Below are 26,995 nucleotides of genomic sequence, written 5' to 3'. Positions count from 1 at the left end.
TGAATAATCAAACTGAATAGTCAAATAAATTGTGTAAGCGTTATTTTGGTGTACAATAGAAGTAGAGAGGAGGGGGTCAGACACGATGACTAAGCAATTAATTATCACGGCGGACGATTTTGGGATTGATCAGGCAACCAATGAAGTTATAGAAGAACTCGCTTTAGGTGGAAAAATTACGGCAACCTCTCTTGTTATGCCAGCCTATGCTGTAAAGGATGCAGCAGATCGAATAAAGGAGCTTCCGCATATCAGTGTTGGCCTTCATGTCACATTAACATCGGATTTAACACCTATCAAGTGGGAGTGCCAAGCGCCGATTGATGAGGAAAAACCACTTGTGGATAAGCAGGGCTATTTCCATAATAAATACGCAACTGCTGTTGAACAGTCGGATAGTGATGCTGTTTTATCTGAAATCGCAGCCCAATATTATGCAGGGGAACAATTAGGTTTTAATTTTGATCACTTAGACAGTCATGATGGTATTTTATATGGTACAGATGACAAGTCCTTTCTTTCAGTTGCCCTTCATTTTTGCCAAAGCCATCAGTTATCTTTCCGATTTCCCAGAAAGAAAACAAGTCTCTCAACAGCTTTAAAAAAAGACCATAAAAAATGGCTAACATTTGCAGAAGTAAAAGGGATCCAACTCCCCGATAGGATTATCACTCACCCAAATACAAGACACTTTTCATCTTATCCTGAATTAAAAGCTTACTATATGAACGAACTCATGCAACTTTCACCCGGTGTCACAGAATTGTGTCTACATCCATCAAAAGAGAGTAGTGACTTTGTCCACAATGACGATTGGCAAATGAGAATATGGGAGTATCAATTACTATGTGACGATGATTTTTTAAGGCTGTTAGAGGAAGAAGACATTTCACTTGTATCATGGAAAACGGTTAGTCAATAAAAGCTCTAGAAGGTTACCTGTAACTTTCTAGAGCTTTTATTAGATTAATTAGTTAGTTTTTGCCTTAATCTGTCGAGTGGCATTAGTTTTATAGCTCAGTCGACATAAAAAGTAAAAAAAGTGTCGAGTGAGACCAATATAATAGGTTAACTCGACACATTCTGCTATTAAAATCTTATCTGAGATTATCTTGGTTATTTTCAGCACGTTTCCATAGAATTTTAGATGTTGTTGCTTGTGAGGTTATCGAAATCCGGTCTCCTTCAACCTTAATGATACGATCTTGTACTTGACCTAAACGGTTAGGAATCATGCTGACGGTCATATGGTGATAAAGGGTTTGCTTTTCTTCATCAACCTCATACTTTCCAGAATAAGCGTGATAACCATGAGCAGCTGCTGCCATTTCTTCCGTTGTTCCATCGTGCAATGTACCTAATGTGTAAGACGGTCTGCCCGCTGCCATTAGTTGAGCAGACATGTATCCATCCGTTGAATAAATCAAAAATCCCGTCGCATCTTTTCCAAGAGGGTAAACCTTTTCTCCATTTTCTACTCTGGAATATTCAATTAATTCCCAACTGCCAATGACTTGCTCTTTGAATGTTTTTTTCATTATTACACTCCTGTATTTCGAATTCGAAATAATTATAACATAAGCTAAAAAAATAAACAAAACCGACTTAAGACGGATGCGAAGAGGGTGGAACTTATCTATAATAAGTGAAGATAAAGAAAGGGGACCAAATGATGAGAAAAGGATATATGAAAGATGTTTTAAATGCCATCATGTCAGGACTTGTTAATTATATAAAAGCAACACTAAAATTATCAGCGCTTGTGTACCTGATTTTAGCCATTGGATTAAGATTGATTGGCGTTGATCTCTGGTCTCTAAAGGCATTAGGTATTGCCTTTATTGATATGATTCCAATTCTTGGAAGTGGTATTGTAATGATTCCATGGGCGATTATTCACTTTTTAATTGGAAATACAACACTAGCATGGCAAATTGGATTGTTATACATTGTCATTGTCGTCTTTCGTCAAATCTTTGAACCGGTTATTACAGGAAAGGCAATTGGGGTGCGTCCGCTCTATACCTTTCTATCAACGATTGTCTGCATGATTTTGTTTGGCCCTTTAGGTGCTATTTTGGGTGCCATTATTGCAGTGGTTATTAAATCAATCCTTGAAGTAAGAACGTTTGATGAAAAAGGAGAGCCTTACTAGCATTTTTTCATAGACTAGGGGATTATAAGTTCAGCCATCAATGTCTAGCTCCCAAGTCCTGACCTAGTGAAAAAAAGATAAATTTTCCCCATTGCGCGCTTCGCTGCTCGCTAACGCCTATCATTCGACTAACCCGCTGAAGCGTGAAGTCTCCTGACAATTCAGGGTCAAATTTCCTATTTTTTCATAGGCCAAGGCGGACTTGTCCGCTTTTCTTATGAGTGTTTGCCAAATGGCAGCCTTTTAAGTATAATGAAAAATGTTGACTCGACAGATGAGTCGTATGTAATCGTAGAAAGAGGTAATCCAGATATGAAAAAAAGAATTGACTTAACAGGAAGACAATTCGGAGATTTAACAGTAATTGCTAAAGCTGAAGTTAAAGAAAAAGGACGTTTTTGGACGTGCGAATGTTCATGTGGAAAGACTGTTGTGGCTAAACAAGCTGATTTAAAAAATCAAATCGTAACAACATGTGGCCATGAAGAAGTAGCTGAAACTAAAAAAGTAGCAACTAAACCAGCTGTTGAGAAGAAAGCTCCTGCTAAAAAAGCACCAACTAAAAAAACAACAAATGGCACAGGATATGTAGGAGTCAGCAAAGTTGAGTTGAAGAGCGGCACGCGCTACAAATCTAGCATCAGTGTTGATGGAAAATCAAAACATTTAGGCACATTCGATACCCTTGAAGAAGCTGTTAAAGCTCGCCAAGAAGCAGAAGAAATGTACCGTTAAACGAATAAAAGGAAAGACTAAACTATTAATTGAGTTTAGTCTTTTTTTCTGCTTAATTTCTATAAAAAAAGACCGATTATGAGAGTAAGGCTTTTCATAAAAGTTAGAATCGGGGGAAAGTTATGAGTGAAAATGAAAGTAAAAAGGTTATCTATCAAAAAAGTGTGGGGATATCGGCCTTACCGTATGTCTTTGCTGCAGTGGTTTTACCAGCTTTAATTGTTTATATTGGTGAGAAGGTCATCAGCCAAGAACTTGGGGATATAAATCGTATTTTGATTGGAACGGCCCTCATTCTTCTTTTAGGAGGAGTAGTAACGTTTATTGCTTATAAAAAGCTAAATAGTATTATCCAGCTTGTCATTAATATGCTATTAGGAAGCTATTTGAGAATTCGGGAAGGCGATTTGACAACGCAATTTACAATAAAGGAAAATCGTTTATTTACTTCTCAAATTGATCCATCCAAGCATTATACGCACAAAAATGAATTACAAAATATTACACGAGCATTCTCTGATATGACCCATAACTTTAAAGATATGGTTAGTCGTATTCAAGAACAAACTAATAGTGTCTTTCGTATGTCTTCTGAATTAACAGAAATCGCTAAGCAAACGAATAAATCAACGGAAGAGGTTTCTCAAACGATTGTTTCTATTGCAGAAGAAACATTTATCCAGACAATCGAAATAAAACAAATGGCAGAGGATGTTAAGATACTTTCTGATTATTTCACCCAAATTGAGGAGTCATTACTTCGTATTGGTGGCTATATGGAAGAAACAAATGAGGCAAACTCTATCAATCAAACTCATATGACAAATATTGATATTAATGGTAAAAAGTCAAATGAAACCTTGAAAACATTGATGGATAGTATTTTTGAAGTGAATGACTATGTTCAAAAAGTTCAAACGATGACTAAAGTGATTAGTGATATATCAGATCAAACTAACCTCCTGGCCTTGAATGCATCAATTGAAGCTGCACATGCTGGCGAACAAGGAAAAGGATTTGCAGTTGTTGCAGAAGAAGTTAGAAAACTAGCTGAACAAAGTACGATTGCTTCAAATGATATTAGTGAGATCATTGAGATTGTTCAAGAAAAATCGAAAGAAATGGTTGATAACGTTCGCCAAACATCAGAAAATGGCGCGACTCAATCAGAGGCCATTAAAGAAACCCTATCTTCAGCAAAAATTGTTTCTGATCAAGTTATTTTAGTTACAAATGAAATAACTGAAACGATTAAACTGACAGATGAAATGAATGGTAAAAAAGACTTCTTATTAAATAGTACGAAAGAAATCTTGTTAGTTGCTGAAAATAATGCAGCAGGTATCCAAGAAGTGTCAGCAAATACAGAAGAAATATTGGCTACGATGGAAGAATTCTCAGCAAATATTGCTGAAATGAATGTAATCTCTCACCAATTGAAAGAAAAAACAGATCTCTTTATTACTCAAGATAATAAGGAAGCGACCCTAAAAATCATCGAAAAATTGAAGAAATAAAAAAGAAGAACTTCGGCTCAGCTGAAGTTCTTCTTTTTTAGTTTAGTAGAAGACGGATAGTGTAAGAGTTGAGAGAGCGATTGATCTTGAGAATAGTCAAATAGTGTTCCCTCGTACTCCAACTTACAAGACAAGCTTTCCAAAATATCCATTGGACTAATTAAAGAAAGAGGCTTGTTAGTTTTAAAAATACCTGCTTCACTGAGAACTGTTGCGACAAACTGAGAACAGAAATAATGATTTTCTCGATCCCAATTAATTTCAAAAAAAGCTGTAATTAATCCTAAAAAATTATAATGCCAAATTTGTTTATCAGCTTCCATCTTGTAAATAAGCTCATCTAATTTTACTTTTTCATTCTGAGTAATTGTCAATGAATAGATGGCACAATCAGAGCGAAGAAAGAAATTCGAGCCCGTATCTTCCTTAACGAATCCACCTATAAAAGGATTTGAGATTTTTCTTCTACCGAAACTATAGGTGTTTTCGAGTTCATTATCGAAAGCAATGGAGATATGATTGTATTTTTGGCGGGTAAATAATTTAATGGTTTGTGTTAACAAACTACTTGTGTCTGTTAGTAATAAATAAATTTGAATATCCTCCATAGAAAATCCTCGTCTTCATTATATTTTTCTGCCATTCAATCAAATTCTACCATTGGATTGAATGAATAACAATATGAAGAAAGGAGGGATAAGTAATCTTAATAATTAAATCAATTTAACAGCTGTTCCGCTACAAGTCACCATAATCATGCCATTATCAGCGCCAAGTGTTTCATAATCCATTTTTACACCAACGACAGCATCAGCGCCAAGTTCTCGAGCACGATCCTCCATTTCAGCTAAGGCTTGCGTTCTAGCAGTTAAAATTTCATCTTCGTAGCCTTGAGAGCGACCACCAAAAAAGTTTCGCATGCCTGCTCCGATATCCTTCATAAAATTAATACCTGAAATAACTTCTCCAAATACAATGCCTTCGTAAGAACTAATCATTTTTCCTTCTACACTTGCGGTTGTTGTGATAATCATAGGATCATTCCTCCTTGAGTTTATTAACTAAAGTATACGCTCTTCATTCATCAATTGCATCTGAAAACTAAATAAATAGCCCATCATCTTCCATGGCCTGTCCGATAGCCAATAGCCAGTCTTCTTTTCCTTTAGGAGCTATGAATTGAACACCGATAGGTAAGCCGTTTTTGCTTAAATGAATTGGTAAGGAAATAGCTGGCTCGCCACTTAAATTTGCCTGCATACCAAATGGGGTGATGGGAAGACTGTCTGCAAACATATCCCAAACAATCTGTTGCTGGTCTTTCATAGAATAGTCTTGAATGTGTTTCATTTGTTCCATTAGGGCATCAGATTGCCATTTTGTTCCAACTTTAGGAGCTATCTCTGCCGTTGTAGGTGTGAGGAAGAGGTCATAATGTTTGCGGAACTGTGCCATCGTTTCAGCTGCTCTATCCCAAGCTTTAATGGTATTCGAGTAAGCAGCAGCGCTCACTTTTTTACCAGCGTGATACATGACCCAAGTAACTAATTCCATATCATCTAAGGTAAATGGTCGAGCCAGTTGTTCTTCTACACTTTCTAAAACAGCGGTAGTTTCACCGCAGTTCATAATGTAATAACTTTCCATTAAAGAAATCCCATCGATAGGAACATTTTTTTCCTCGACTAGATGTCCTTGTTTTTCCAACCATCTGACTGCTTTTAAAACGGCATCTTTTGCGTCCTGACTAACGTCAGAGTGGATAGGCGATTCCAATGAAAAGGCAATACGGAATGGTTTGTTTCTGTGCTTTTTCAAAGCTTGTTGATAGCCTTCCGTAAAGAGAGGGACTTGGAAAGCTGCGGCTGGTTGAACCACTTGCAAAGCATCTAGTATAGCGGCTGTATCGCCAATTGTTTTCGTTAAAGCAAAATCAATGGATGCGCCTTGCCATGCTCGGCCTGCACCGGGACCAACGGGTGTTCGACCGCGAGTTGGTTTTAACCCCACTAGACCGGTAAAGGAAGCAGGGATTCTAATAGAGCCACCGCCATCACTAGCGCCAGCAACTGACACCATGCCACTAGCCACTGCAGCAGAGGCACCACCACTAGATCCACCAGGAGAATAGGTGGTATGCCATGGATTGCGGCTAGGTCCATGTAGGTCCGGCTCAGTAATATTCTTATAGCCAAATTCAGGTGTGTTAGTTTGTCCAAGAACAATAAAACCGGCGTCTAATAACTTTTGCGTATAGTGACTAGTAACCGGACTAATGTAATTCTTAAATAAGCGGGCACCAGATGTATTCGGTTGCCCAGCTAGAGATTGTCCTAAGTCCTTTAATAAGATGGGGACACCGCCAAACGGTTTACCTTCAAAATTTCGTGTACGTGCTTCTTGGAGGGCTTGATCGAAACGTTGATGAACAACGGCATTAAGTTCTGGGTTTAAAGATTCGATTCGCTCAATAGCATCTTTCACAGCTTCCTCAGCAGATACTTGTTTAGAGCGAATTTTTTCGGCAATATAACGAGCGTCTTTATTTCTATTTATAAGCATTGACTAACAGACTCCTTTCTCGTAACTAGGTGATTAAAGAACAGTATAACATGAAGTGATTATATAAAAAGTGGCAAAGCAACCATATTTTAGTTGCTTACACATGTATTAATAGTATAATACACTTAAGATTTAAAATGCTTTCATATTCGAATACAGGGGAGAAAAAGATGAAAAAGAAAAAATGGTTAGTCATTGTATTGGTATTAGTGGTAGCCTTGGGACTTGTTATTGTGGTGCCACGCTTAGTTTCAAAGCAAACATCAAATGAAATATTCACTGAAGAGGACCCATTTGGTATTGAGTATTTTTATGTACCAGCTATTGATCAGATTTTTGTTAATGGCATGGTAACTCCGGAAGAATCACAAGAATTTCATCAAGATACAACACTAGGTCGTTTAAGTGATTTAGAAGTTGAAAATGGTCAGATTGTAGAAGAGGGAACGATTCTTTATAGCTATACGAATGAAGAATTACAAAAAGATATTACCCAACTTTACAATGAAGCGGCTCGTTTAGAAACGAATCGTGCTAATACAGCCTATAAGCAGCAATTAGCTATTGATCGTTGGTATGAGATGGAGGTGGAAGAACGTAGCCAAACCTTGGAAGAAATTATGATGGATTTTAACTTATATGAACTCGATTCGCAGATTGCTGAGGCTTATAGTAACATCGCCATGATGGAAGAAAATGTTTATACAGAGGTTTTAGCACCTTTTAAAGGGAAAATTGTTATTCCAGAAGAAAAGAAAGCAGACATACCCCTTTTAAAATTAATTTCTGAAACATTCTATGTATCGGGAACATTAAATGAAAAAGATTTAGAAAAAGTATCAATTGGACAAGCCACAGACATCACAGTCGTTTCAAATGGTTATACGACAACGGGGAAAGTCTCGTTTGTAGATACGACACCAACGACCGAAAATTCAGATCCTTATGGTGGTTCAACTATGTCACAGTATCCTGTTAAATTAAGTTTTGATTCACTTGAAAACATCGTCAATGGCTACCATGTTCAAGCAACCATTAATTTAGAAGATAACTTGATTTTAATTCCAGATGAAGCCATTCATACAGAAGGCGATGTGACCTATGTTTTGGTGAATGATTTTGGTTCAGTTGTTAGACGTGTGATTAATATTGGTGAGAAAACAGCTGACGGTGTCCCAGTAACTAGCGGTTTGGAAGCTGAAGATGAAATTATTTTAAGTTCAGAAGTTGAGCTACAAGAAGGGGATATATTAGATCCAGGCTTGTTTGAAATGGATACTGAGCTACCAGAGGGGGAATAGCTTGTGGCGCAATTAGAACGAAAAAAACTAGTAGAACTTCGCGATGTTACGAAAGTATTCGGTAGTAACAACGTCACCAATACGGTTTTGAAACAGCTAAGCCTCAGTATTTATGAAGGTGACTTTTTAATGATTCTTGGGAAATCAGGTAGTGGGAAAACAACCCTAATGAATATTATTGGTTTTTTAGATCGCATTTCAGATGGCCAGTATCTTTTTTTAGGAGAAGATGTGTCTGAGCTAAATGAAAGTAAAAAATCGACTATTCGAAATGCTCATTTTGGCTTTATTTTCCAACAATTCTTCCTGATTAACTCATTGAATGTGTTGCAAAATGTTGAATTACCATTGGTATATGCTAGCGAAACAAATAAAAAAGAACGACGTAAAAAAGTAGAGCATTATCTATCTTTAGTCGGTATTCCAGAAAAGGTATTAGCGAAAACAAAGGAATTATCTGGTGGTCAACAACAGCGGGTGGCCATTGCTCGCTCACTTGTTAATGAACCGAGTCTTATTATGGCTGATGAGCCAACGGGTGCTTTGGATTCTGAGACAGGAATAGGTGTTATGAACCTTTTGAAAGAATTGAATCAACAAGGAAAGACGATTGTAATGGTAACCCACGATGAGGATCTTCTCCAATATGCTACTCGCGTGATTCGTATGCAGGATGGTAGTTTTGTGGAAGAAGGTGACCAATCATGATTAGGAATATTATGATGAGTACCTTATTGAGCTTGCGTGCGCATAAATTAAGGGTTTTCTTAACTATGGTGGGAATTATTATTGGGATTGCCTCTGTTGTGACGATTGCAGCTCTTGGTGAAGGGGTTAAGAAAGAAAGTATGCAGTTAGCTGATACGACCCAAGCAAATGTCATGACCATTCAACATATGATGACGATGACAGACGACGGTGGTATGGCTTATGTGGAAGACCAGTTTACCTTTAATAAATCTGATATGAGGCGATTATCACGACTAGAGGGCGTTCAGTCTGTATTACCCAACTATTCCGCTAATGGTTGGGGTGGCGATAGTGTTGATATGAATATTAATTATTTTGGAGCAGAGTCTTATGCCATGATGATACCCTTTAAGTCTGAAAGTCGGATTCTGTATGGTCGTGATATTAGAAATGATGATGCCAATCAAGATGTGATTGTGCTCTCTCATGATGTGTTAGATTACGGTATTTCTTTAGATGATCCAGCGACTTTAATCGGACAAGCGGTTAATATTAATGGTTACATGTTCAAAGTGATTGGGATTAAAGAACCTTATAACTGGGAAAGTACATCATACGGCTTGGAATCGGAATCTTATACTTGGGAAGATGCTATGACTAGTGTTGTTCCACAAGCAGCGTATAATCATTTAACACGCTCAAAACCGATTCAATCATTGAAAGTAAAAGTAGCAGATGGCTATGATCGCTCGCTTGTCTCCATGACTGTGATTGATGACTTAATGCAACAATACATAGAGGATGATGGCTATTTCGAAGAGGATAGAAGTAACGAACAGATGATGGAAGAGGTGACGGCTTATATTAATGGCATTATGACATTTTTAATGGCCATTACTGCTATTTCACTTTTTGTTGGTGGTATTGGTGTTATGAACATTATGTATGTATCTGTAACAGAGAGAAAACGAGAGATTGGGATTAGGCGAGCGATTGGTGCGAAACCGCGTATGATTATGTTGCAATTTCTATTAGAAGCAGCTTTCATTACCTTTTTAGGTGGTGTGATTGGATTGCTTTTAGGATATGGCATTGCAATAATTGTAGGTACGATTATTAGTCTACCTGTTTATCTGACACCAACGATGATGCTTTTATCGACATCAGTGTCGATTGGAACAGGCCTTATTTTCGGAATCATACCAGCCCTAAGTGCTTCTAAAATGGATCCGATTAAAGCAATCTATCAATAATAAACTTTCACGACAATTCTATAGGGATTGTCGTGATTTTTTTTTTGGAAATATGTTACTATTGGAACGGTAAGAAAAGATGCTAGGAGAATAGACGCATGAAAAAATTAAAATTCATTTGTACAACTGATATTCACGGTACAATCCATCCCCTTGATTTTTCATCTAATCAAGCAGTTGACTACGGATTGTCTCGTTTTTCCACTTATTTAAAAAAAGAAAGACAAAATCATGACGTTATCTTAATTGATAATGGTGATGTTAACCAAGGTAGTCCTTTTGTGACTTATGCTAATAAAAATGAAGAGCAAAATGTGATGGCTAAGGCACTTAATCAGTTGAACTACGATTATTTTAATCTCGGTAATCATGATTTTAACTTTGGTAGTGATTTCTTAATGACTTATATGGACCAAATGGAGAGTCAATCCTTAATATCCAATGTTCTTTATGAGGGAGAAGCGATTGGTCAATCACAGATTATTGAAGTAGCAAAACACGGTGTGACATTTGGATTAATTGGTGTAGTAACAGATTACATTCCTAACTGGGAGAAACCAGCTCATTTAGTAGGGCTAACCATTTTACCGGTTAAAGAAACGGTTCAAAAAGAAGTAGCAGCTTTAAAAGGAAAAGTAGATAAGATTATTGTCTGTTACCATGGTGGATTGGAAAGAGATCCAGAGAGCGGCGAACCAACTGAAACCCTGACAGGTGAAAATGTCGGCTATGAAATGGTGATGGATATTCCTGAAATTGATCTCTTATTATCAGGACACCAACACCGTAGCATCGTGACGACTATCAACCAGACATTAGTTTTACAAGCAGCAAATACAGCTAGAGAAGTGATGGAAGTGGTCTATGAAGATGGACAATTTACTGGTCGCCTCGTTGATATGAGTCACTATGAGAGTGATGAGCAGTTTTTAAGCTCATTCAGCGATGTTTACGAAAAAACGCAAAATTGGCTGGATGAAAAAATTGGACCTGGTGCCAAAGGACTTTCAGTGCCAGATGTTATTTCGGTTCAAAAGAACCCCAATACCTTTACACATATGATGAATCAAGCCCAACTAGCCTTTAGTGGTGCGGATATTTCATCATCATCTCTTTACGATACATCAATCGGATTTTCAGAAGAAATTACTTATCGTCAATTGGCGGCTAACTTCCCATTCCCTAATACCTTAGTATTAATGGAAATTAATGGTGAAATTTTAAGAGAGTACTTGGAATGGAATGCAGACTATTGGACCATTAGTGATGGTGAAATCACTGTTCATCCAAAATACCTAGAACCAAAACGTCAAATTTATAACTATGATTTCTTTGAAGGCATTAGTTATACGATTAATGTTTCCAAAGAGAGTGGCCAACGTATTGAAGAATTGATGTTTGATGGGAAAGCTATTTCTGATACAGATACGTTTAAAATTGTTGTAAACAACTACCGTTCATCAGGTGGGGGAGACTACCATATGTTGAAAAAGGGTCGTATTTTAAAAGAGTACACGGAAGAAATTATTGAAGTGATGTATGCTTATCTTAAAGAGACTGATTTAAATATATTGCCTATACAAGAAAACAACGTGAAGTTGACTAAATAGCGGGATGTTGGTTAAAACAGTTGAAAAATAATCTTTGCAATGAATGCTTATCGTTGGAATGAAGTAGGATCTATTCTAATCGGACTTGTTGTCTTAGTATTAGTGATTGAATATTTCTCTAACAAAGTACGTGACCGTTTAGTAAGAGGTTAAGTACAAAAATGAAGAAAACTGTCGAGTCTCTTAGTAATAAAGGTGTCACTCGACAGATTTTGAGCAAAAAATGTCGAGTGCCGCCAAAGGAATATTCGACTCGACACTTTAGACCATAAAAAAGAAGTCCAAGGACAGTTTCACTGTCCCTGGACTTCTTTTTTTATTTAATAATCTTCGGTAACAACATCCACAACAATATTTCCTTGTGTCGCTTTTGAATACGGACAGAAGGCGTGAGCTTGATTAGCTAAGTCTTGAACGACTTCGGTAGGCTGACCGTCAATCGCAACAGTTAATTTAACCGAAATTTTAAAGCCATTGTCAGTAGGGTCTGAGTTTAATGTAACTTCAGCTGAAACGCGAGATTTTCCTTTTACACCCGCTTCTTTCATTTTGAGCTCTAAGGCACCGTTGTAGCAAGCACTATAACCTAAAGCAAATAATTGTTCAGGATTTTGTCCAGCATCGGATCCACCCAATTTTTTAGGAGTGGTAATTTTAACGGAATAGTCACCATCTTTTAAGTAACTTTCGCCATCACGGCCACCAGTATTGACTGCAGTTGTTTGATATAACGCTTTTGATTCAGACATTCTATTTCCTCCTTTTAGTCATCGGTAGTTGTCACTAAATTCAGTTTACACCTTAGAAAAAAGGAGTCAAATAAAACGCTTTACTAGTGAGGGCCATCTATTTGCTAAAAATAAAAATACTTCTTTTTCGAAATATTTTTTGAAAAGGTGTTGACAAAAAGTAAGAAGGCCTGTAATATATACTTCGAAAGCAAGATAATTTAATTCGTAATTAATGAATTCGAAAAACAGGGGGGAACAAAGATTGTCTAAACAAAGTTTTTTCGCTAGATTATTTTCTAGTTTTAAAGGGAACGAATCAGACTTACAAACAAACCAAACAACAAAGGAGATTGATCATATGAAAATCGGAATTATTTCAGGAAGTGTTAGAGAAGGTAATAATGCAGCAGCAGTATCACAATGGGTAAATGACTTTGCAGTAAAACGTAACGACGAAGGTATTGAATACGAAGTGGTTCTTTTATCAGATTACGCCTTACCATTATTAGGAGCAGCAGTTCCAGCTGAATACCAAGAAACAGCTCAAGCAGCAGTAAAAGCATGGTCTGAAAAAATGGCATCATTTGATGGCTACATCTTTGTAACACCAGAATATAACCACTCAGTAGGTGGCGCATTGAAGAACGCAATGGATTACTTGAAACCAGAAGTAGCTAACAAAGCAGCTGCATTAGTTGGTTATGGTAGTTTAGGTGGCGCACGCGCTCACGAAAATATGCGTAGCATTCTAGGTGAGTTGAGTGTAGCATCTGTTCATACAACAGTGAACTTCTCATTAATGAGCGATTTTGAAAACATGAGCGTCTTCAAACCAAATGCTTACAACGAAGTAAATGCAAATGGTATGCTAGATGACTTATTGTTATGGAGCAAAGCATTCCAAACAATTCGCTAAGATGACTGAAAGAACTTGGGCAGTAGTCCAAGTTCTTTTTTATAGACTAGGGGATTATAAGTTCAGCCATCAATGTCTAGCTCCCAAGGCGGACTTGTCCGCTTTTCTTATTCTTACTTTTCAAATTTAACCGCCTCCATGTACAATAGAAGAAAGTAGAGAATGATAGATGAGGCGGTTGGGAAATGGAATATAAAATTGGAATCGATATAGGAACGACAAGCTTAAAAGCGGTACTTTTTGATGAGGAACTCGATTATGTTTATCGTATTAGTAAGAGTTACCCGACCATCTATCCTATGGCAGGACGAGCAGAACAAAAACCGGATGATATTTATCAGGCTTTTGAAGAAGCAGTTCAGACGATTAGGCAACAGTATTCAGATATAAAGATTGATGAAATAGCTTTTTCCAGTGCGATGCACAGTATCATTGCTGTTAATGAAAAGGGAGATCCGATAACCAACTGTTTGTTATGGTCAGATAACCGGGCAGCAATACTAATTGATGATTTTAAGCGTGAGCAAGATTGGTTATCCTATTATAAAAAAACCGGTACGCCTGTTCATCCGATGAGTCCGTTTGCTAAGTTGTTATGGATGAAAGCAGAGACAAACCTGATTGAGGAAGCTTATAAATTCATAGGTATTAAGGAATATATCTTTTGGAAGTTAACCGGGCAGTATGTTGTTGATTTTTCGATAGCATCGGCAACGGGTTTATTTAATATTCACGAGCTAGATTGGGATAAGGAGATACTAGCTACTACGTCTGTTAGACCTGATCAGTTATCTAGGACAGTAGATGTTACTAGCCGTTTTGATATCAAGGACCAAGTGACTTACGACAAACTAAACCTAAATCAAGACACTCAGCTTGTGATAGGCGCAAGTGATGGTTGTTTAGCTAACTTGGGAACTGGTGCAAGTGAAAAAGGTCAGACAACACTCACAATTGGAACGAGTGGAGCCCTACGAATGACGGTTGATGAGCCTTTACTAGATGAAGAAGGTCGAACATTTTGCTACTATCTCACACAAGGAAAATGGGTAGTTGGAGGTGCTGTTAACAACGGTGGCAATGTCATTCAATGGCTGGATCATATTTTGTTTGATGGAGAGGGACATCTTTTTAGCCAGTTGCCAGAGGTCATGCAAACAACGATTCCTGGCTCGAATGGTCTTTTCTTTTTCCCATATTTAAACGGAGAACGCGCACCATTTTGGGATGGAAATATGCAGGGGAGCTACTATGGGCTGGGTATTTATCACCAAAAGAACGATATGATTCGTGCCAGTATAGAAGGGGTACTCTTTAATTTAAATCAGGTGCTTCACTTAATTGAAGAAATTGCAGGACAAACAGCGATTGTATTAGCTTCAGGAGGTTTCTTAAAGTCAAGCCAATGGGCACAGCTTGCAGCGGATGTGTTTGGAAAAACCTTAGTCATTCCTCATGAGGCAGAAAGTAGTTGTTTGGGAGCAGTCATGCTGACAGCAACGAGTGAGAAAAAAACGAATCATGATAACCATATCTACCCTCAAATCGATTCAGCAGCCAGTTATCGTGCTTTATTTGACACCTATAAGTGGTACAGTGAGAAATTATACGACTTACACCTTGTCGCTCAAAAAGAAAGCATGCTAAAATAAACAGAAGGAGTGATACAAATGACCATTAAAGAACAGATTAATAAAGATTTTATCCAAGCACGTAAAGATAAGGAAGCATTGAAAATCAGTGTACTCCGTATTATCAAATCACATTTCGATTCATTTAAAATTGATAATGGGCGTGATATGGATGACAAAGAAGAAATTAATTACTTGCTGAAAGAACAAAAACAAACCGAAGAGGCGATTCAATTTGCCAACGAAGCAGGACGAGATGACCTTGTTCAAGAAAATAAAGAAAAATTAGCGATTATTAGCAACTATCTACCAACAATGATGACGCAAGAAGATATCGAAAGCTTCTTGACTGAAAAAGGTGTTGCAGATATGGCAATGAAGGATGCTATGAAATTTTCAATGGCTGAACTCGATGGCAAAGCAGATAAAAAAGTCATTTCTCAAGTTGTAAAAAACTTATTAGCTAAATAAAAAACAAAGGACTGGATTCGCGCGAATCCAGTCCTTTATTTTAAGCTTTTATTTCGATTAAAATTCTTCGTATTCAGCAGGATCCTGATTAGCGATACGACCATCTGGGCGTGTTAATTGATTAATATGCTGCATATCATCCTTTGTTAGAGAAAAATCGAAGATTGATTTGTTCTCAATCTGATGCTGAATGGAAGATGATCGTGGAATGGGAATAGAACCTAACTGAATATGCCATCTCAAGATGACTTGACTAATCGTTTTGTTATATTTGTCGCCAATGGCTTTTAGTTCTTTATTTTCCAATAAATCATCAGCCAATTTTCTACCGACAGGGCTCCAGGATTCCACTTGAATGCCTTTATCAAGACACCACTGTAATGTTTCCATATTATTGAAATAAGGGTGAACTTCAATTTGATTAATGCTAGGTAGGACGCCTGTTTCTTTTTCTAGTCGTTCAATATGTTCGGGTAAGAAATTAGATACGCCGATTGACCGAATAAGGCCCCATTTTTGGGCATCAATTAATGCTCGCCAAGCTTCAACGTACTTATCTTGTTTTGGATTTGGCCAATGAATAAGATAGAGGTCATAATAGTCCAAGTTAGCACGATAGAGTGATTCTTGAATAGTGTAAATGGCTTTGTCATAGTCATGATAGCGGCCAGGTAGTTTGGACGTTACGATGATGTCTTCTCTAGGGACAGAGCTTTGGGCAATTGATCTACCAACTGTCGCCTCATTTTCATAATTATAGGCTGAATCAATGAGACGGTAGCCGTTATTCAATGCATTGTTAATGATTTTAACGCCTGCTGCACCTTTAAAATAAACAGTTCCAAAACCAATTTGGGGAATAATTAAGCCATCTGCAAGTGTTCGGGTAGGGATGGGATGTTTCATGTTTCTGCCTCCTTTGCTTTAGTTTACCATTCTCAAAAATGAAGGTCATCTGATAACCTTTTCATACTGTTGAATGTAATTATTTTAAAGGTTAACATTAAAACGAAGTGAAAATGAGTTGGGAAATATAGACAAATATTGAAAAACTAGGTTATATTTATATAGTTAATTATGAAAATAAGGTGGGTGATAAAATGTTTAAAAAAGCACTGTTAAATGATATTCCTTTTATTATGGGAACCATTAATTTTGCAAAAGACAACTTAAAAAGAATGGAAATTGACCAATGGCAAAGTGGATACCCTAATGAAAGCAGCATCAAGGCAGACATAGAGGCGGGCCATAGCTATTTATATTATGAGAATAATGAGGTTGTCGCTGTTTTAGCTTTATTATTTGGCGAGGATCCTTTATATCATGTCATAGAAGAAGGACAGTGGTTGACTAATCAACGCTATGTATCGATTCATCGTGTTGCTGTTGTCGAAGGACACTTAGGGAAAGGCGTTATGGGAAGAGTTTTTAACTTAACAGAACAGATTGCACAAGACCATGACTGTCACATTACCCGTGTTGATACACATCCTGATAACAAAAGCATGCAACGTGCGTTAGAAAAAGCTGACTTTAAATACTGCGGTCATGTATTTATAGCGAATGGTGATTTAAGATATGCTTATGAAAAAGTATTTCCGACAAAATAGTAAGATTATTTTGTTGTTAAGATAGATAAAGTTATACTATATTTAATCATAAATGAATGAAATAACGGACTTCCACTGAGATCTATGAGATAAAAAAGCCATCGGTGCTTGATACTATTTTTAATTGTTTATGGTATGACTTATAAAGATTGAAGTGACGCTGGTATTGAAAGAAATACAGCAGAATAAAAAAACTAAGAGAGTGGGAAAAAAGGCGCGTAGCCCCGAATCTTCTAACGCATACCATATCCGTAAGCAGCTAAAGCTACAACGGCTATGGCAACTGGAACGAATCAGCACAGGACGGTCGTAGATCATCCGAGCATTGAAAGATGCACTGTGGGCTTTTAGCCCAAGTGTATCATCATTGTAAGTTTCTAAAGCAACAACAATGATGACAAAGTGACGTCGGGGCTGCCTTTTTGAGCACGTTTACGCAACAATTAGACGTATCTATTTTAGGGACTGGTGTTATTTCCCAGCCTCTTTTTTTTTAATGGTATAAGGCTGATTAAGTAAAGGAGATTTTAAGTGAGCATTACCGTTAGATTGGGCATGTGTTATAATAAAGAGAATGAGAACTTTTCAGGGGGCCTATCCGAGATATGAAATGGAAGTTAGTGAGTGAAGAAGTTATAAGGGAAGCAGCTTTGTCTGATTCTGCTATTCGTTTTGGTAGACGCATTTACCGAGAACAAGCCTTTCGTAACATTGTCTTAACGGAAATGCATGATGTGATTGAACTATCAGCTTATGTTGACCAAGAATGCCAAGTCAAAATACGCTTGAATACGACTGAAAAGTTACAGTTGAAGTGTGCGTGTCAAAAACACTCAGATCATTTGGCTTGTAAGCATAGCATAGCCTTGCTATACCTTTACAATGATATTATCAAAGATGCCCAAAAACGGCAGGGATTTTCGAAAAAAGTAGGTTCATTGACTTATAGCGTCAATAGCCGGAAATATGTGGCAGCAAAGTATATTATGGAACAAATGTCTGATTTCTTAGATGCCCAAACAGGCTTCAGAGGACGTAAAAAAATTGTTTTTGATTATCAGTTTGCCTTTCGATCGCTAGAAAATGATGATGAGAGCTCAGTAAGAATAAAAGTTGGTGAAGACAAACTTTATCAAATGAGGGATATTGAAGCAGTAGCCTTATCTTTTTTAAAAGAACAGCCTATGATGTTTGGTAAATCATTTACTTATGATCCCGCCGAACATTATATTGATAGTAAAGACAGGGATATGCTGTATTTCTTATTGGAGATTAAAAACTATCAATTTCAAAATCAACTCTACCGCCAATATACGGCGACTAATAAAAGTGAAATTGATATTCAGCCAGCTCTAATTAAACGAACCTTAGAAAAAATAACCCTTATGAGCCACTACACCATTAAAATAAACCATCGTGACTCTGAACAAGAACGGTTAAACGATCCTGTTTTATTTGAAGAAGGCGAATTGTTATTACCTGTTCCTTTTCAGATGGCAGAGCTTGAAGATGAGCCAGACCATTTTCATTTTTCATTAATTGATCCGGAAGCTAATATGTTTTATCTTTTCCCGACCCAAAAAGTATTGATTCAGCGCAATGATATTTTCTTCTTAACAGATGAAGAAATTCGGATGCTGACGATTTTAGCGAATGCTTTGTCAGAAAACGAAGATCACCATGTGATTATTCCTAAGTCTATGATGAAAGACTTTTTGACAACCTCATTGCCGTCTTTATCAAAACGATTTCCAATTACATTATCAGAGACCGTTAAACAGAGCTTTAAAAAGGAACGGCTACTACCGAAACTCTACTTGGATTGGACGACTGATCATTTAATTGTTGATCTTGAATTTCACTATGGTGATTATGTTTACCATCCAACAACTGTTTTTAACGAGGAAGAAGGGTTACCTGATTCAGTTGTATTGGATTTAGAAGGAGAAGGCCGTGTTTTAAATTTGCTATATAGTTTTGATTTTGATTTTGAATTTGAAGACCAGCATATGTTACTTTCTGATTTCGATGAAGTCTACCGCTTCCTTTACGAAGCATTACCCGAATTTAGTCAACTGATGGATGTATATACATCGTCAAGTTTTGATCATTTACTTTATAACTCACCAAGTCACGCTCAACTTGTCGTTGATATGGATAGGGAATCCAATCTCTTGCAAGTCACTTTTGACATGGAAGGAATTGACGATAGTGAATTAAAGAAAATCATGCAAGATTTGATCGCTAATAAAAAATACCGACGCCTATCGAATGGGAAGTTAGTCAATTTACAGGACCGTGCGTTCCAAGAATATCAGTCTATTTTACAGAAAATGGATATTCGAACCAGTAAAATAAAAAAAGAAATGGCACTTCCTTTGCATAAGCTCTTTTCTATTGACGATGATGTTTTAGAGCGGTCTGAATTAAAAGAGAATATTATGACCTTCTTAAATCAAATGACCACTGTTGATAGTCAAGATTACCAACTACCGCACTCACTTGTAGCGGATTTAAGACCCTACCAAGTGGAAGGTTATCAATGGTTACGAACTTTGGATGAGTTTGGTTTTGGTGGTATTTTAGCTGATGATATGGGATTAGGGAAAACCGTTCAATCACTGGCATTTATTGCCTCTTTAATTGAATCACAGGACAAGCCTATTCTCGTTGTTTGTCCATCGAGTGTTCTTTACAATTGGAAAAAAGAAAGTCAGCAATTTATCCCAGATGTGCCGACGATACTCATAACAGGAAATAAAGAAGAACGTCAGCAACAAATTAAATACGCGAAAGAGCAAGCAATCCCATTGTGGATTACCTCCTATCCTGTTTTAATTCGTGATGTAGCTGATTATAGCGATACCCTGTTTCGAACTGTTATTTTAGATGAGGCTCAAATCGTTAAAAATAATACCGCCAAAACAACTAAAGCGGTGAAAGACTTACAGTCGGTTAATAAGTTTGCTTTAAGTGGAACGCCTTTAGAAAATCAACTAGGAGAGCTATATTCGATCTTCTCAATTGCAGTACCGGGTTTATTAGGAACAAAAAAAGCCTTTAAGGAAATGCCGATAGCCGATATTAACCGTCGCATTAGTCCGTTTCTACTGAGACGACTGAAGAAAAATGTGCTAAAAGAACTGCCAGAAAAATTTGAAACGATTGAATACATTGACTTTAGTGAAGAACAAAAAGCTCTGTATTTATCGCAATTAGCCTTAGTCCGAGATGAAGCTAATGCTTTTATGGCTGAAGGGCAGTTGGCAGAAAATAAAATCAGAATTTTGGCAGGCTTAACAAGACTCAGACAAATTTGCTGTGACCCAAGATTAGTTATGCCAAACTACGAGGGAGAATCAGCCAAATTACTGAGACTACTTGAGTATTTAGAAACCGCTAAAGAAAATGGTAACCGAGTCGTCTTGTTCTCGCAGTTTACTCAAATGTTAGCTTTAATCCAAGATGAGCTAGTTAAATTAGGATATGATTATTTCTATTTAGATGGCAAAACACCAAATGAAGAGCGTTTAGCTTTGACGACCCGTTTCAATGAAGGGGAAAAAGACCTATTCCTTATTTCATTAAAAGCTGGTGGAACGGGCCTCAATTTGACGGGTGGCGATACAGTTATTCTATATGATAGCTGGTGGAATCCTGCTGTAGAAAGCCAAGCGACCGACCGTGTCCATCGCTTTGGACAAAAGAATGTCGTTCAGGTGATTCGAATGATTTGTGGCGGCACGATTGAAGAACGTATTAGTGAACTTCAAGATAAGAAACGCCAATTAATCGATCAAGTTATTTCCGATGAGCAACAATCACTGACTTCGTTAAGTAAAGAGGAATTAATGGCTATACTAAGTGAATAAGCTTTTAAGAGAGATTGGGATTAAACTCCTGACCTCTCTTTTTGATTTGCTGCTTGACAAACTGAGGCTCTATCAGCCATGCTATAAAAAACAATTAATCTAAATGAGGTATGATCCATGAATCCACTTTTTAAAGTTGCCTTAAAATTATTATCTTCGCCGAAAATTGATATGCAGGAGGACTATGTTTGGGTAAGGAAACTACAAGATTTCTTTGCTTATAAACCTAGAAATACTTATCGGGTATTTGATAGAAGTGTTTATTCTGAAGATGGCAGTCATTCCATTCCCATTCGAGTTTTTCATCCTAAAGAACGAACAGCACGCGATCTGCTATTGTTTTTTCATGGCGGTGGTTGGGTATTAGGAAATAACGATACCTATACAAAAGATTGTATTCGAATGGCAGATTTAACAGGTCGAACAGTGCTGTCGGTTGATTATCGCAAAGCACCGGAACATCCTTTTCCAGCAGGATTTGAAGACTGCTACCGCGTGGTTGATATCCTTACGAATAATACTGAATTAACTGGCATAACCGATATATCTAAAATCAATCTGATTGGGAATTCAGCAGGTGGTAATTTGGTAGCTGCTGTTTGTCAGAAGCTACGAGATGAAGGTAAAGCTCTGCCTGGTAAACAAATATTAATTAATCCCGTCACTTATTGGGATCATACAGAAGAGGCACCATTTGACAGTATTCGTGTGAACGGTTATGACTATGGATTGACCTCTAAAAAAATGCAGGAATATATGGAAATGTATGAACCTGATGAGGAGTTAAGACAGTCACCTTATATCTCACCTTTGATGGCAGATGACTTTTCTCGTTTGCCTGAAGCGCTAGTGATTACGTCTGAATTTGATCCACTTCGCGATGAGGGAGAAGAATATGGCATCCAAATGAAAGAAGCTGGAACACCAACACGTATTTTCCAAGCTACTGGAACGGTCCATGATTTTATAACAGGATCTAGCATGACTGATATTACTGAAAAAACCTATCAACTCATTAAAGATTTTCTAGATGGAAATTTAGAAGGAAGTGAAACAAGTGGAAAACAGAATGATACGACATCGAAAAAATTGGGTGAGGCTGGATAATGCTTCTAATATCTTTCTAGCTGCTATGTCACGCAAAGATACAAAAGTATTCCGTTTTAGTGCTGAGCTTTCTGAAACAATCGATCCTGATATTCTACAGCAGGCCTTAAATAAAGTTTATGATCAATATTTGCTTTATCACAGTGTCTTGAGAAGAGGCTTGTTTTGGTACTATTTGGAAGAAAGTGACTTACGACCAATCGTCCAATTAGACACCAATCCCAGTTGTGAAGCACTATACCATTTCGATAAGAGAGAGCTCTTATTTAGAGTTATCTACTGGAAAAAAAGAATTAGCATCGAAGTGTTTCATGTTTTGTCAGATGGAACTGGTGCGTTGTGGTTTTTACAAGATTTGTTAAAGGAATATATTTTACTTAAGCATGAAGAGGTTACGATAACAGAAGACATAACAACTTCTGATTTAACCCATCAACAATTGCTAGAAGATAGTTTTGCGACTTACTTTCGTAAAAAAGGCAAGAGTGGCTTCTTAGAGTCAGTTGAATCAGCCATCCAGTCACTAAGTGAAATTGGTAAAAAAACTGGCTTTTCTGTTAGCCAATATGTTAAAAAGCCGGCAAGTATTTTTATGCCAGTGGCTGAACAACGACAATCACAAAATATCTATCAAGTAACGGGAACCTATACGGCTGATAATCGGCCACGAGTCGTTGAACTTGAGATGCCAGTCAAGGATATATTAACTGAATCTAAAAAAATTGGGGCTTCATTAACCATATATTTAACAGCGCTCTTTATTGAATCAGTTAAACAAACTGCTAAGGATTTTAAAGGAATTGAAACGATTGCGGTATCTGTACCCGTAAACTTAAGACAATTTTTCCCGTCTCATACTGCTCGTAATTTTTTCTCTACAACCCGTTTGACTTATACTTATTCACCAGACAAAGAAAATAGTCTTACAGAGATATGCCAAGAACTCAAGAATCAGCTAGAACCGCAATTGACCAAGGAAAGTCTAGAGGAATGGCTGACACGTTTGATTATGTTTGAGTATCATCCAATCGGCAGAATCATTATTCGACCTTTGAAGGATATCGTATTAAAGCTGATTAATAAACGGAACAACAAAAACCTAACACTAGCAATTTCAAATCTTGGAAGAGTTGCTTTTCCTGAAGAGATTGACCCGTATGTTAATCAAGTTTACTTTCATACGATCGCAGTTCGTCCGCAATTTTGTGCAATTAGCCATGGTGACGTTCTAACCATTTCATTTACATCTCCCTTTGTTGAAACGGATATTCAACGTGCTTATGTTGGCATGCTGACTGACAAATCTATCCCTGTAACTGTAACGGTTAATAAGGTAACAGCAGAAGAGTTAGGAGGCGAAAAAAAATGAGAGAATGTGAACATTGCCAAGTCAAAATCAAAGGGGATTGGGAGACTTGCCCGCTTTGTCATCAAGAGTTAGATGTAACTCAAAAAGTAAGTGATAATCCTTACCCAGACGTCCCACTAAAATACAATCGTCAAAGAGGACTAAAAGTATTAACAGCTATTTCGATTTTAATTGTTTTTGCATCATACCCCATTGCCTTAATATGGCAAGGGCGTTTTGAAGGCTTGCAAGGCGCCTTTATCGGGATTATCACCATGTGGTTGGTGGCTTTAATTTTGATTCGAAAACGTCGTAATTTGGCTAAAAGTATTTTATATTTATTGGTCTTTTTATCGCTTGTTTGTGTATATATGGATTACTTGATGGGATGGTCGTCTTGGTCGACAACCTATGCAGTACCGATTATGTGCAACTCAGCTATAGTAGGTATGTTAGCGAGTGTGCAGTTTGTTAAAATTAGAGTAGGTGATTATATTCTTTACTTGATGGCAGCTGGTTTATTAGGGCTGATACCTGCTTTGTTTTTACTCTTTCATTGGGTTTATAATCCGATACCAGCATGGACGTCAATTATTCTAAGCCTAATTATGCTGGCGCTTATTTTATTTTTCCAAGGCAAAGAAATGATTAAAGAGCTGCATAAGCGGACGTTTATATAGGGATATCGTTATTATAAAGTCCAACCCTATGGTATCCTTATAGTATGAGGAGAGGAGTTGGAGAATATGAAGAAATGGGCTTGGCTTACAGCAGTCTTTTTATTGGCAGCTTGTGGAAACGATGGCGGCAACGATGCAACAACTGAGACAGTATCGTCAGATGTACCAACCGAAATATCTTCTACAACAAGCGACGTTGACTCAGAGGAGTCAGTGAGTTCGATAGAGAGCGAAGTTGTGTCAGAAACAACAGAATCTGAATCTGAGATGTCTGGAGAATCAGATGGTTTAACTTTATATATTCCCGATACATTGAAAAAAGACGAGGGAACAGTCCTTTATGACGATGTTATCGCTGTAGCAACGGAATTTACGGAAGTTAATCCTGATTTAGGTGAGATTGGTCTCTTTACATTAAGCTATACAGGTTATTATATTGAGCGTGATGATGGTAGTTTGCAAGCCTTCTTTATGGGAATTAATCGTATTGGAGACCCTTTAAAGAATCTGTCTTTTCAATTGAACTTTGTTGTGAATGATACGCCTATATGGGATAATGTCACTTTTACTCTCGATGAAAGTGAGTTCGGTGAACATCCGAATCAATCGGCTATGCCAATCTTCTTAGATGTGCCAGTTGGAAATGAACAACAATTGATGGCTGCTGTTCCAGAGGAAACATTGATTGAAATCAAGAATTTACAAATAAATGAATAGATGCTTTATGAAAGAAGAGTTTGGGACGTTTGTCTCAAGCTCTTCTTTTTTGTAAGTAGTAAAAGGTTGACGAAAAATAAAATCCACGTTATAATTATCTCGAATTCGAAATAATAAAACATTTAATCAAGAAATTTTTAAAGGAGGAATAATATATGAAAACAGTTGGTATTCATCATATTACAGCGATTGTAGGAAACGTTCAGGAAAATGTTGATTTTTATGCAGGGGTACTAGGACTTCGTTTAATTAAACAAACCGTTAACTTTGACGATCCAGGCACCTATCACCTCTATTTTGGGAATGAGAGCGGAAAACCTGGGACCATTATTACCTTTTTCCCATGGGAGAGAGCGGTTAAAGGACAAATTGGTGGTGGGCAAGTCGGTATCACATCGTATGCGATACCTGTAGGAGCAATGCCATTTTGGGAAAAACGTCTAGACAAATTTAACATTGCTTATTCAAAAACAAGTCGTTTCGGTGAAGACTATCTTCAATTCACCGACTATCACGGTTTGATTTTAGAACTTGTTGAGAGAGAGGGGGGCGAAAGAAACGAATGGGCATTTGGTGACGTCACTGCTGATGTTGCCATTAAAGGATTTGCAGGAGCTGTCCTATTTTCAACAGATCCACAATCAACCAATGACACTGTTGCTCAAACAATGGGACTTGAAAAAGAAGCCAGTGAAGATGATCTCGTGCGTTATCGCTCATCAGCAGATATTGGGAATACGGTTGATATTAAACAAACTGCTGTTCCTGAAGGCCGCATGGGTGTCGGAACTGTTCACCATATTGCTTGGCGTGCCAAAGATAAACAAGACCACCAAGAGTGGCAAGAACATGTTAGAAGTCACAATCACTACGTTACAGAAGTTCGCGACCGTAATTACTTTGATGCGATTTACTTCCGTGAAAAAGGCAATATTTTGTTTGAAATTGCGACAGATACACCAGGATTTGCTCATGATGAGTCTTATGAAACAATGGGTAGCGAGGTTATGCTGCCTACTCAATATGAACCGAAACGTGATGAATTAACAAGAGATTTAAGAAGCTTCGAAGTTCGTTCATTGGATTAAGTTATTAAGAATAGTGCTGCTAAGACCCTGAATTGGTTTTAGCAGCATTTTTTTAGTCATATAAGATACAGTCTAGCTAAAGGAGCTGTATCTGCTGTTATCAGAAATCAGTAGCGATAACTAACTTTTTCTTTTAAATAATTATTAATTTCAATCAAGAATGATAGAGTGCAGACCCTTAAAAGGGTATACTTATCTTTAGAAAGTAGATGAAGAGGGGTTTGATGATGAAAAACGAAGTGGCCGTTGTGACAGGAGCCAGCTCAGGGATTGGACGAGAAATAGCCATCCAATTGAGCAAACGAGGTTATGAATTGGTATTAGTGGCGAGACGAGAAGACCGTTTGAAAGAACTTGCCAGAGTATTACCAACTAAATCACATATTATCGTAGCAGACTTAAACAAAGAATCAGACTGTTATTCAGTTTATGAACAAACAAGAAATCTTGATGTCACCATTTTAATTAATGCAGCAGGATTTGGTTCTTTTGGATCATTTGCAGAATCGGACATAGAGCGAGAATTTGAAATGATTGACTTGAACATTAAATCAGTCCATCTGTTGACTAAATTATATTTAGCTGATTTTAAAGAAAAAGATAAAGGCTATATTTTAAATGTATCATCAGTAGCTGGGTTGATGCCGGCAGGGCCTTATATGTCAACTTACTACGCTAGTAAAGCCTATGTCACAAGTTTGACATCCGCTATTCACCAAGAGTTACTAGAAGAAAACAGCCAGGTTTATGTGGGTTCACTTTGTCCAGGACCGGTTGATACAGAATTCAATCAAGTAGCAGGTGCGGCATTCAACTTGAAGAGCATTACTGCCAAGGATTGTGCTATTTATGGCGTTCAGCAAATGTTTAAAAAGAAAGCCGTTATTGTGCCCGGCAAAAGTATTCGTGCCGCAGCAGTGGTTTCAAGATTGGCGCCACGGTCATTAGTTATTAAAATCGCTGGTCACCAGCAAAAGAAAAAACAAGGGTAATGCTCGCTT

Annotated in this window: 25 protein-coding genes; 19 read left to right on the top strand and 6 right to left on the bottom strand. The window is 37.4% G+C overall.

Annotated elements, in window-relative coordinates:
• Window positions 1–85 precede the first annotated feature (85 nt).
• Complete coding sequence (locus G7057_RS01985) at window positions 86–922, top strand: carbohydrate deacetylase (protein ID WP_166160925.1); 837 nt, start codon at window positions 86–88, stop codon at window positions 920–922.
• A 175-nt stretch (window positions 923–1,097) separates the two neighbouring features.
• Here G7057_RS01985 and G7057_RS01980 read toward each other — a convergent pair whose 3' ends face one another.
• The gene (locus G7057_RS01980) at window positions 1,098–1,538 is read right to left on the bottom strand and encodes a lipocalin-like domain-containing protein (protein WP_166160923.1); all 441 of its coding nucleotides are present in this window, start codon (window positions 1,536–1,538) and stop codon (window positions 1,098–1,100) included.
• A 134-nt stretch (window positions 1,539–1,672) separates the two neighbouring features.
• Between G7057_RS01980 and G7057_RS01975 the strand changes: the two genes are divergently transcribed.
• The 3 genes from G7057_RS01975 (at window position 1,673) to G7057_RS01965 (ending at window position 4,407) form a co-directional block, all read left to right on the top strand.
• Window positions 1,673–2,155: an AI-2E family transporter gene (locus tag G7057_RS01975; RefSeq protein WP_227004622.1), complete on the top strand. Its 483-nt coding sequence runs from the start codon at window positions 1,673–1,675 to the stop codon at window positions 2,153–2,155.
• Between the two features lie 312 nt (window positions 2,156–2,467).
• Window positions 2,468–2,890, top strand: coding sequence for a hypothetical protein (locus G7057_RS01970; RefSeq protein ID WP_166160919.1), 423 nt, complete (start codon window positions 2,468–2,470; stop codon window positions 2,888–2,890).
• Window positions 2,891–3,012: 122 nt separating this feature from the next.
• A complete protein-coding gene (locus tag G7057_RS01965) occupies window positions 3,013–4,407 on the top strand; it encodes a methyl-accepting chemotaxis protein (RefSeq protein WP_166160917.1) in 1,395 nt (464 codons plus the stop codon).
• 17 nt (window positions 4,408–4,424) lie between these two features.
• On the opposite strand, the gene G7057_RS01960 is transcribed toward G7057_RS01965, so the two are convergent.
• From G7057_RS01960 to G7057_RS01950, 3 genes are all read right to left on the bottom strand, one after another.
• Window positions 4,425–5,015: a hypothetical protein gene (locus G7057_RS01960; protein WP_076765150.1), complete on the bottom strand. Its 591-nt coding sequence runs from the start codon at window positions 5,013–5,015 to the stop codon at window positions 4,425–4,427.
• A 105-nt stretch (window positions 5,016–5,120) separates the two neighbouring features.
• Entirely contained in the window at window positions 5,121–5,441 is a 321-nt protein-coding gene (locus G7057_RS01955; protein ID WP_076765152.1) for a putative heavy metal-binding protein, read from the bottom strand.
• Window positions 5,442–5,508: 67 nt separating this feature from the next.
• Window positions 5,509–6,969: an amidase gene (locus tag G7057_RS01950; RefSeq protein ID WP_166160915.1), complete on the bottom strand. Its 1,461-nt coding sequence runs from the start codon at window positions 6,967–6,969 to the stop codon at window positions 5,509–5,511.
• Between the two features lie 170 nt (window positions 6,970–7,139).
• On the opposite strand from G7057_RS01950, the gene G7057_RS01945 reads away from it, so the two are divergent.
• The 4 genes from G7057_RS01945 to G7057_RS01930 all read left to right on the top strand — a co-directional run bounded on the left by G7057_RS01945 (window position 7,140) and on the right by G7057_RS01930 (window position 11,823).
• A complete protein-coding gene (locus G7057_RS01945) occupies window positions 7,140–8,270 on the top strand; it encodes an efflux RND transporter periplasmic adaptor subunit (protein ID WP_166160913.1) in 1,131 nt (376 codons plus the stop codon).
• A 3-nt stretch (window positions 8,271–8,273) separates the two neighbouring features.
• Complete coding sequence (locus G7057_RS01940) at window positions 8,274–8,978, top strand: ABC transporter ATP-binding protein (protein ID WP_166160911.1); 705 nt, start codon at window positions 8,274–8,276, stop codon at window positions 8,976–8,978.
• On the top strand, window positions 8,975–10,213 hold the full coding sequence (locus G7057_RS01935; protein WP_166160909.1) for an ABC transporter permease: 1,239 nt from the start codon (window positions 8,975–8,977) through the stop codon (window positions 10,211–10,213). The genes G7057_RS01940 and G7057_RS01935 overlap by 4 nt, the downstream gene beginning before the upstream one ends.
• Window positions 10,214–10,311: 98 nt before the next feature.
• Window positions 10,312–11,823, top strand: coding sequence for a bifunctional metallophosphatase/5'-nucleotidase (locus G7057_RS01930; protein ID WP_166160907.1), 1,512 nt, complete (start codon window positions 10,312–10,314; stop codon window positions 11,821–11,823).
• Window positions 11,824–12,143: 320 nt separating this feature from the next.
• Here G7057_RS01930 and G7057_RS01920 read toward each other — a convergent pair whose 3' ends face one another.
• Window positions 12,144–12,572 carry an organic hydroperoxide resistance protein gene (locus tag G7057_RS01920; RefSeq protein ID WP_076765163.1) on the bottom strand — a complete coding sequence of 143 codons (429 nt, stop codon included), beginning with the start codon at window positions 12,570–12,572 and terminating at the stop codon, window positions 12,144–12,146.
• Between the two features lie 244 nt (window positions 12,573–12,816).
• Here G7057_RS01920 and G7057_RS01915 point away from each other — a divergent pair, with 244 nt between their 5' ends.
• The 3 genes from G7057_RS01915 to G7057_RS01905 all read left to right on the top strand — a co-directional run bounded on the left by G7057_RS01915 (window position 12,817) and on the right by G7057_RS01905 (window position 15,572).
• The gene (locus tag G7057_RS01915) at window positions 12,817–13,470 is read left to right on the top strand and encodes an NADPH-dependent FMN reductase (protein WP_227004621.1); all 654 of its coding nucleotides are present in this window, start codon (window positions 12,817–12,819) and stop codon (window positions 13,468–13,470) included.
• Window positions 13,471–13,655: 185 nt separating this feature from the next.
• Complete coding sequence (locus tag G7057_RS01910) at window positions 13,656–15,122, top strand: gluconokinase (protein WP_166160905.1); 1,467 nt, start codon at window positions 13,656–13,658, stop codon at window positions 15,120–15,122.
• A gap of 18 nt (window positions 15,123–15,140) precedes the next feature.
• On the top strand, window positions 15,141–15,572 hold the full coding sequence (locus tag G7057_RS01905; RefSeq protein WP_166160903.1) for a GatB/YqeY domain-containing protein: 432 nt from the start codon (window positions 15,141–15,143) through the stop codon (window positions 15,570–15,572).
• Window positions 15,573–15,629: 57 nt separating this feature from the next.
• Here G7057_RS01905 and G7057_RS01900 read toward each other — a convergent pair whose 3' ends face one another.
• Window positions 15,630–16,478, bottom strand: a complete 849-nt coding sequence (locus tag G7057_RS01900) for an aldo/keto reductase (RefSeq protein WP_166160901.1) — start codon at window positions 16,476–16,478, stop codon at window positions 15,630–15,632.
• Window positions 16,479–16,672: 194 nt separating this feature from the next.
• Here G7057_RS01900 and G7057_RS01895 point away from each other — a divergent pair, with 194 nt between their 5' ends.
• The 8 genes from G7057_RS01895 to G7057_RS01860 all read left to right on the top strand — a co-directional run bounded on the left by G7057_RS01895 (window position 16,673) and on the right by G7057_RS01860 (window position 26,986).
• Window positions 16,673–17,182: a GNAT family N-acetyltransferase gene (locus G7057_RS01895; RefSeq protein WP_166160899.1), complete on the top strand. Its 510-nt coding sequence runs from the start codon at window positions 16,673–16,675 to the stop codon at window positions 17,180–17,182.
• Between the two features lie 605 nt (window positions 17,183–17,787).
• A complete protein-coding gene (locus G7057_RS01890) occupies window positions 17,788–21,054 on the top strand; it encodes a DEAD/DEAH box helicase (protein WP_166160897.1) in 3,267 nt (1,088 codons plus the stop codon).
• A gap of 117 nt (window positions 21,055–21,171) precedes the next feature.
• A complete protein-coding gene (locus G7057_RS01885; protein ID WP_227004620.1) occupies window positions 21,172–22,161 on the top strand; it encodes an alpha/beta hydrolase in 990 nt (329 codons plus the stop codon).
• Window positions 22,124–23,530 carry an alcohol acetyltransferase gene (locus G7057_RS01880; RefSeq protein ID WP_166160895.1) on the top strand — a complete coding sequence of 469 codons (1,407 nt, stop codon included), beginning with the start codon at window positions 22,124–22,126 and terminating at the stop codon, window positions 23,528–23,530. Before G7057_RS01885 ends, G7057_RS01880 begins: the two co-directional genes overlap by 38 nt.
• Window positions 23,527–24,189: a DUF6320 domain-containing protein gene (locus G7057_RS01875; RefSeq protein ID WP_166160893.1), complete on the top strand. Its 663-nt coding sequence runs from the start codon at window positions 23,527–23,529 to the stop codon at window positions 24,187–24,189. The genes G7057_RS01880 and G7057_RS01875 overlap by 4 nt, the downstream gene beginning before the upstream one ends.
• Before the next feature lie 66 nt (window positions 24,190–24,255).
• Window positions 24,256–24,906, top strand: a complete 651-nt coding sequence (locus G7057_RS01870; RefSeq protein WP_166160891.1) for a hypothetical protein — start codon at window positions 24,256–24,258, stop codon at window positions 24,904–24,906.
• A gap of 155 nt (window positions 24,907–25,061) precedes the next feature.
• Window positions 25,062–25,994: a VOC family protein gene (locus G7057_RS01865; protein ID WP_166160889.1), complete on the top strand. Its 933-nt coding sequence runs from the start codon at window positions 25,062–25,064 to the stop codon at window positions 25,992–25,994.
• Between the two features lie 224 nt (window positions 25,995–26,218).
• Window positions 26,219–26,986, top strand: coding sequence for an SDR family NAD(P)-dependent oxidoreductase (locus G7057_RS01860; RefSeq protein WP_227004619.1), 768 nt, complete (start codon window positions 26,219–26,221; stop codon window positions 26,984–26,986).
• Window positions 26,987–26,995 lie beyond the last annotated feature (9 nt).

Source organism: Jeotgalibaca arthritidis, assembly GCF_011100465.1.
Lineage (GTDB): Bacteria > Bacillota > Bacilli > Lactobacillales > Aerococcaceae > Jeotgalibaca > Jeotgalibaca arthritidis.
The sequence above is the reverse complement of the archived record's forward strand: the minus strand, read 5'-3'. Positions and strand labels throughout refer to the sequence as shown.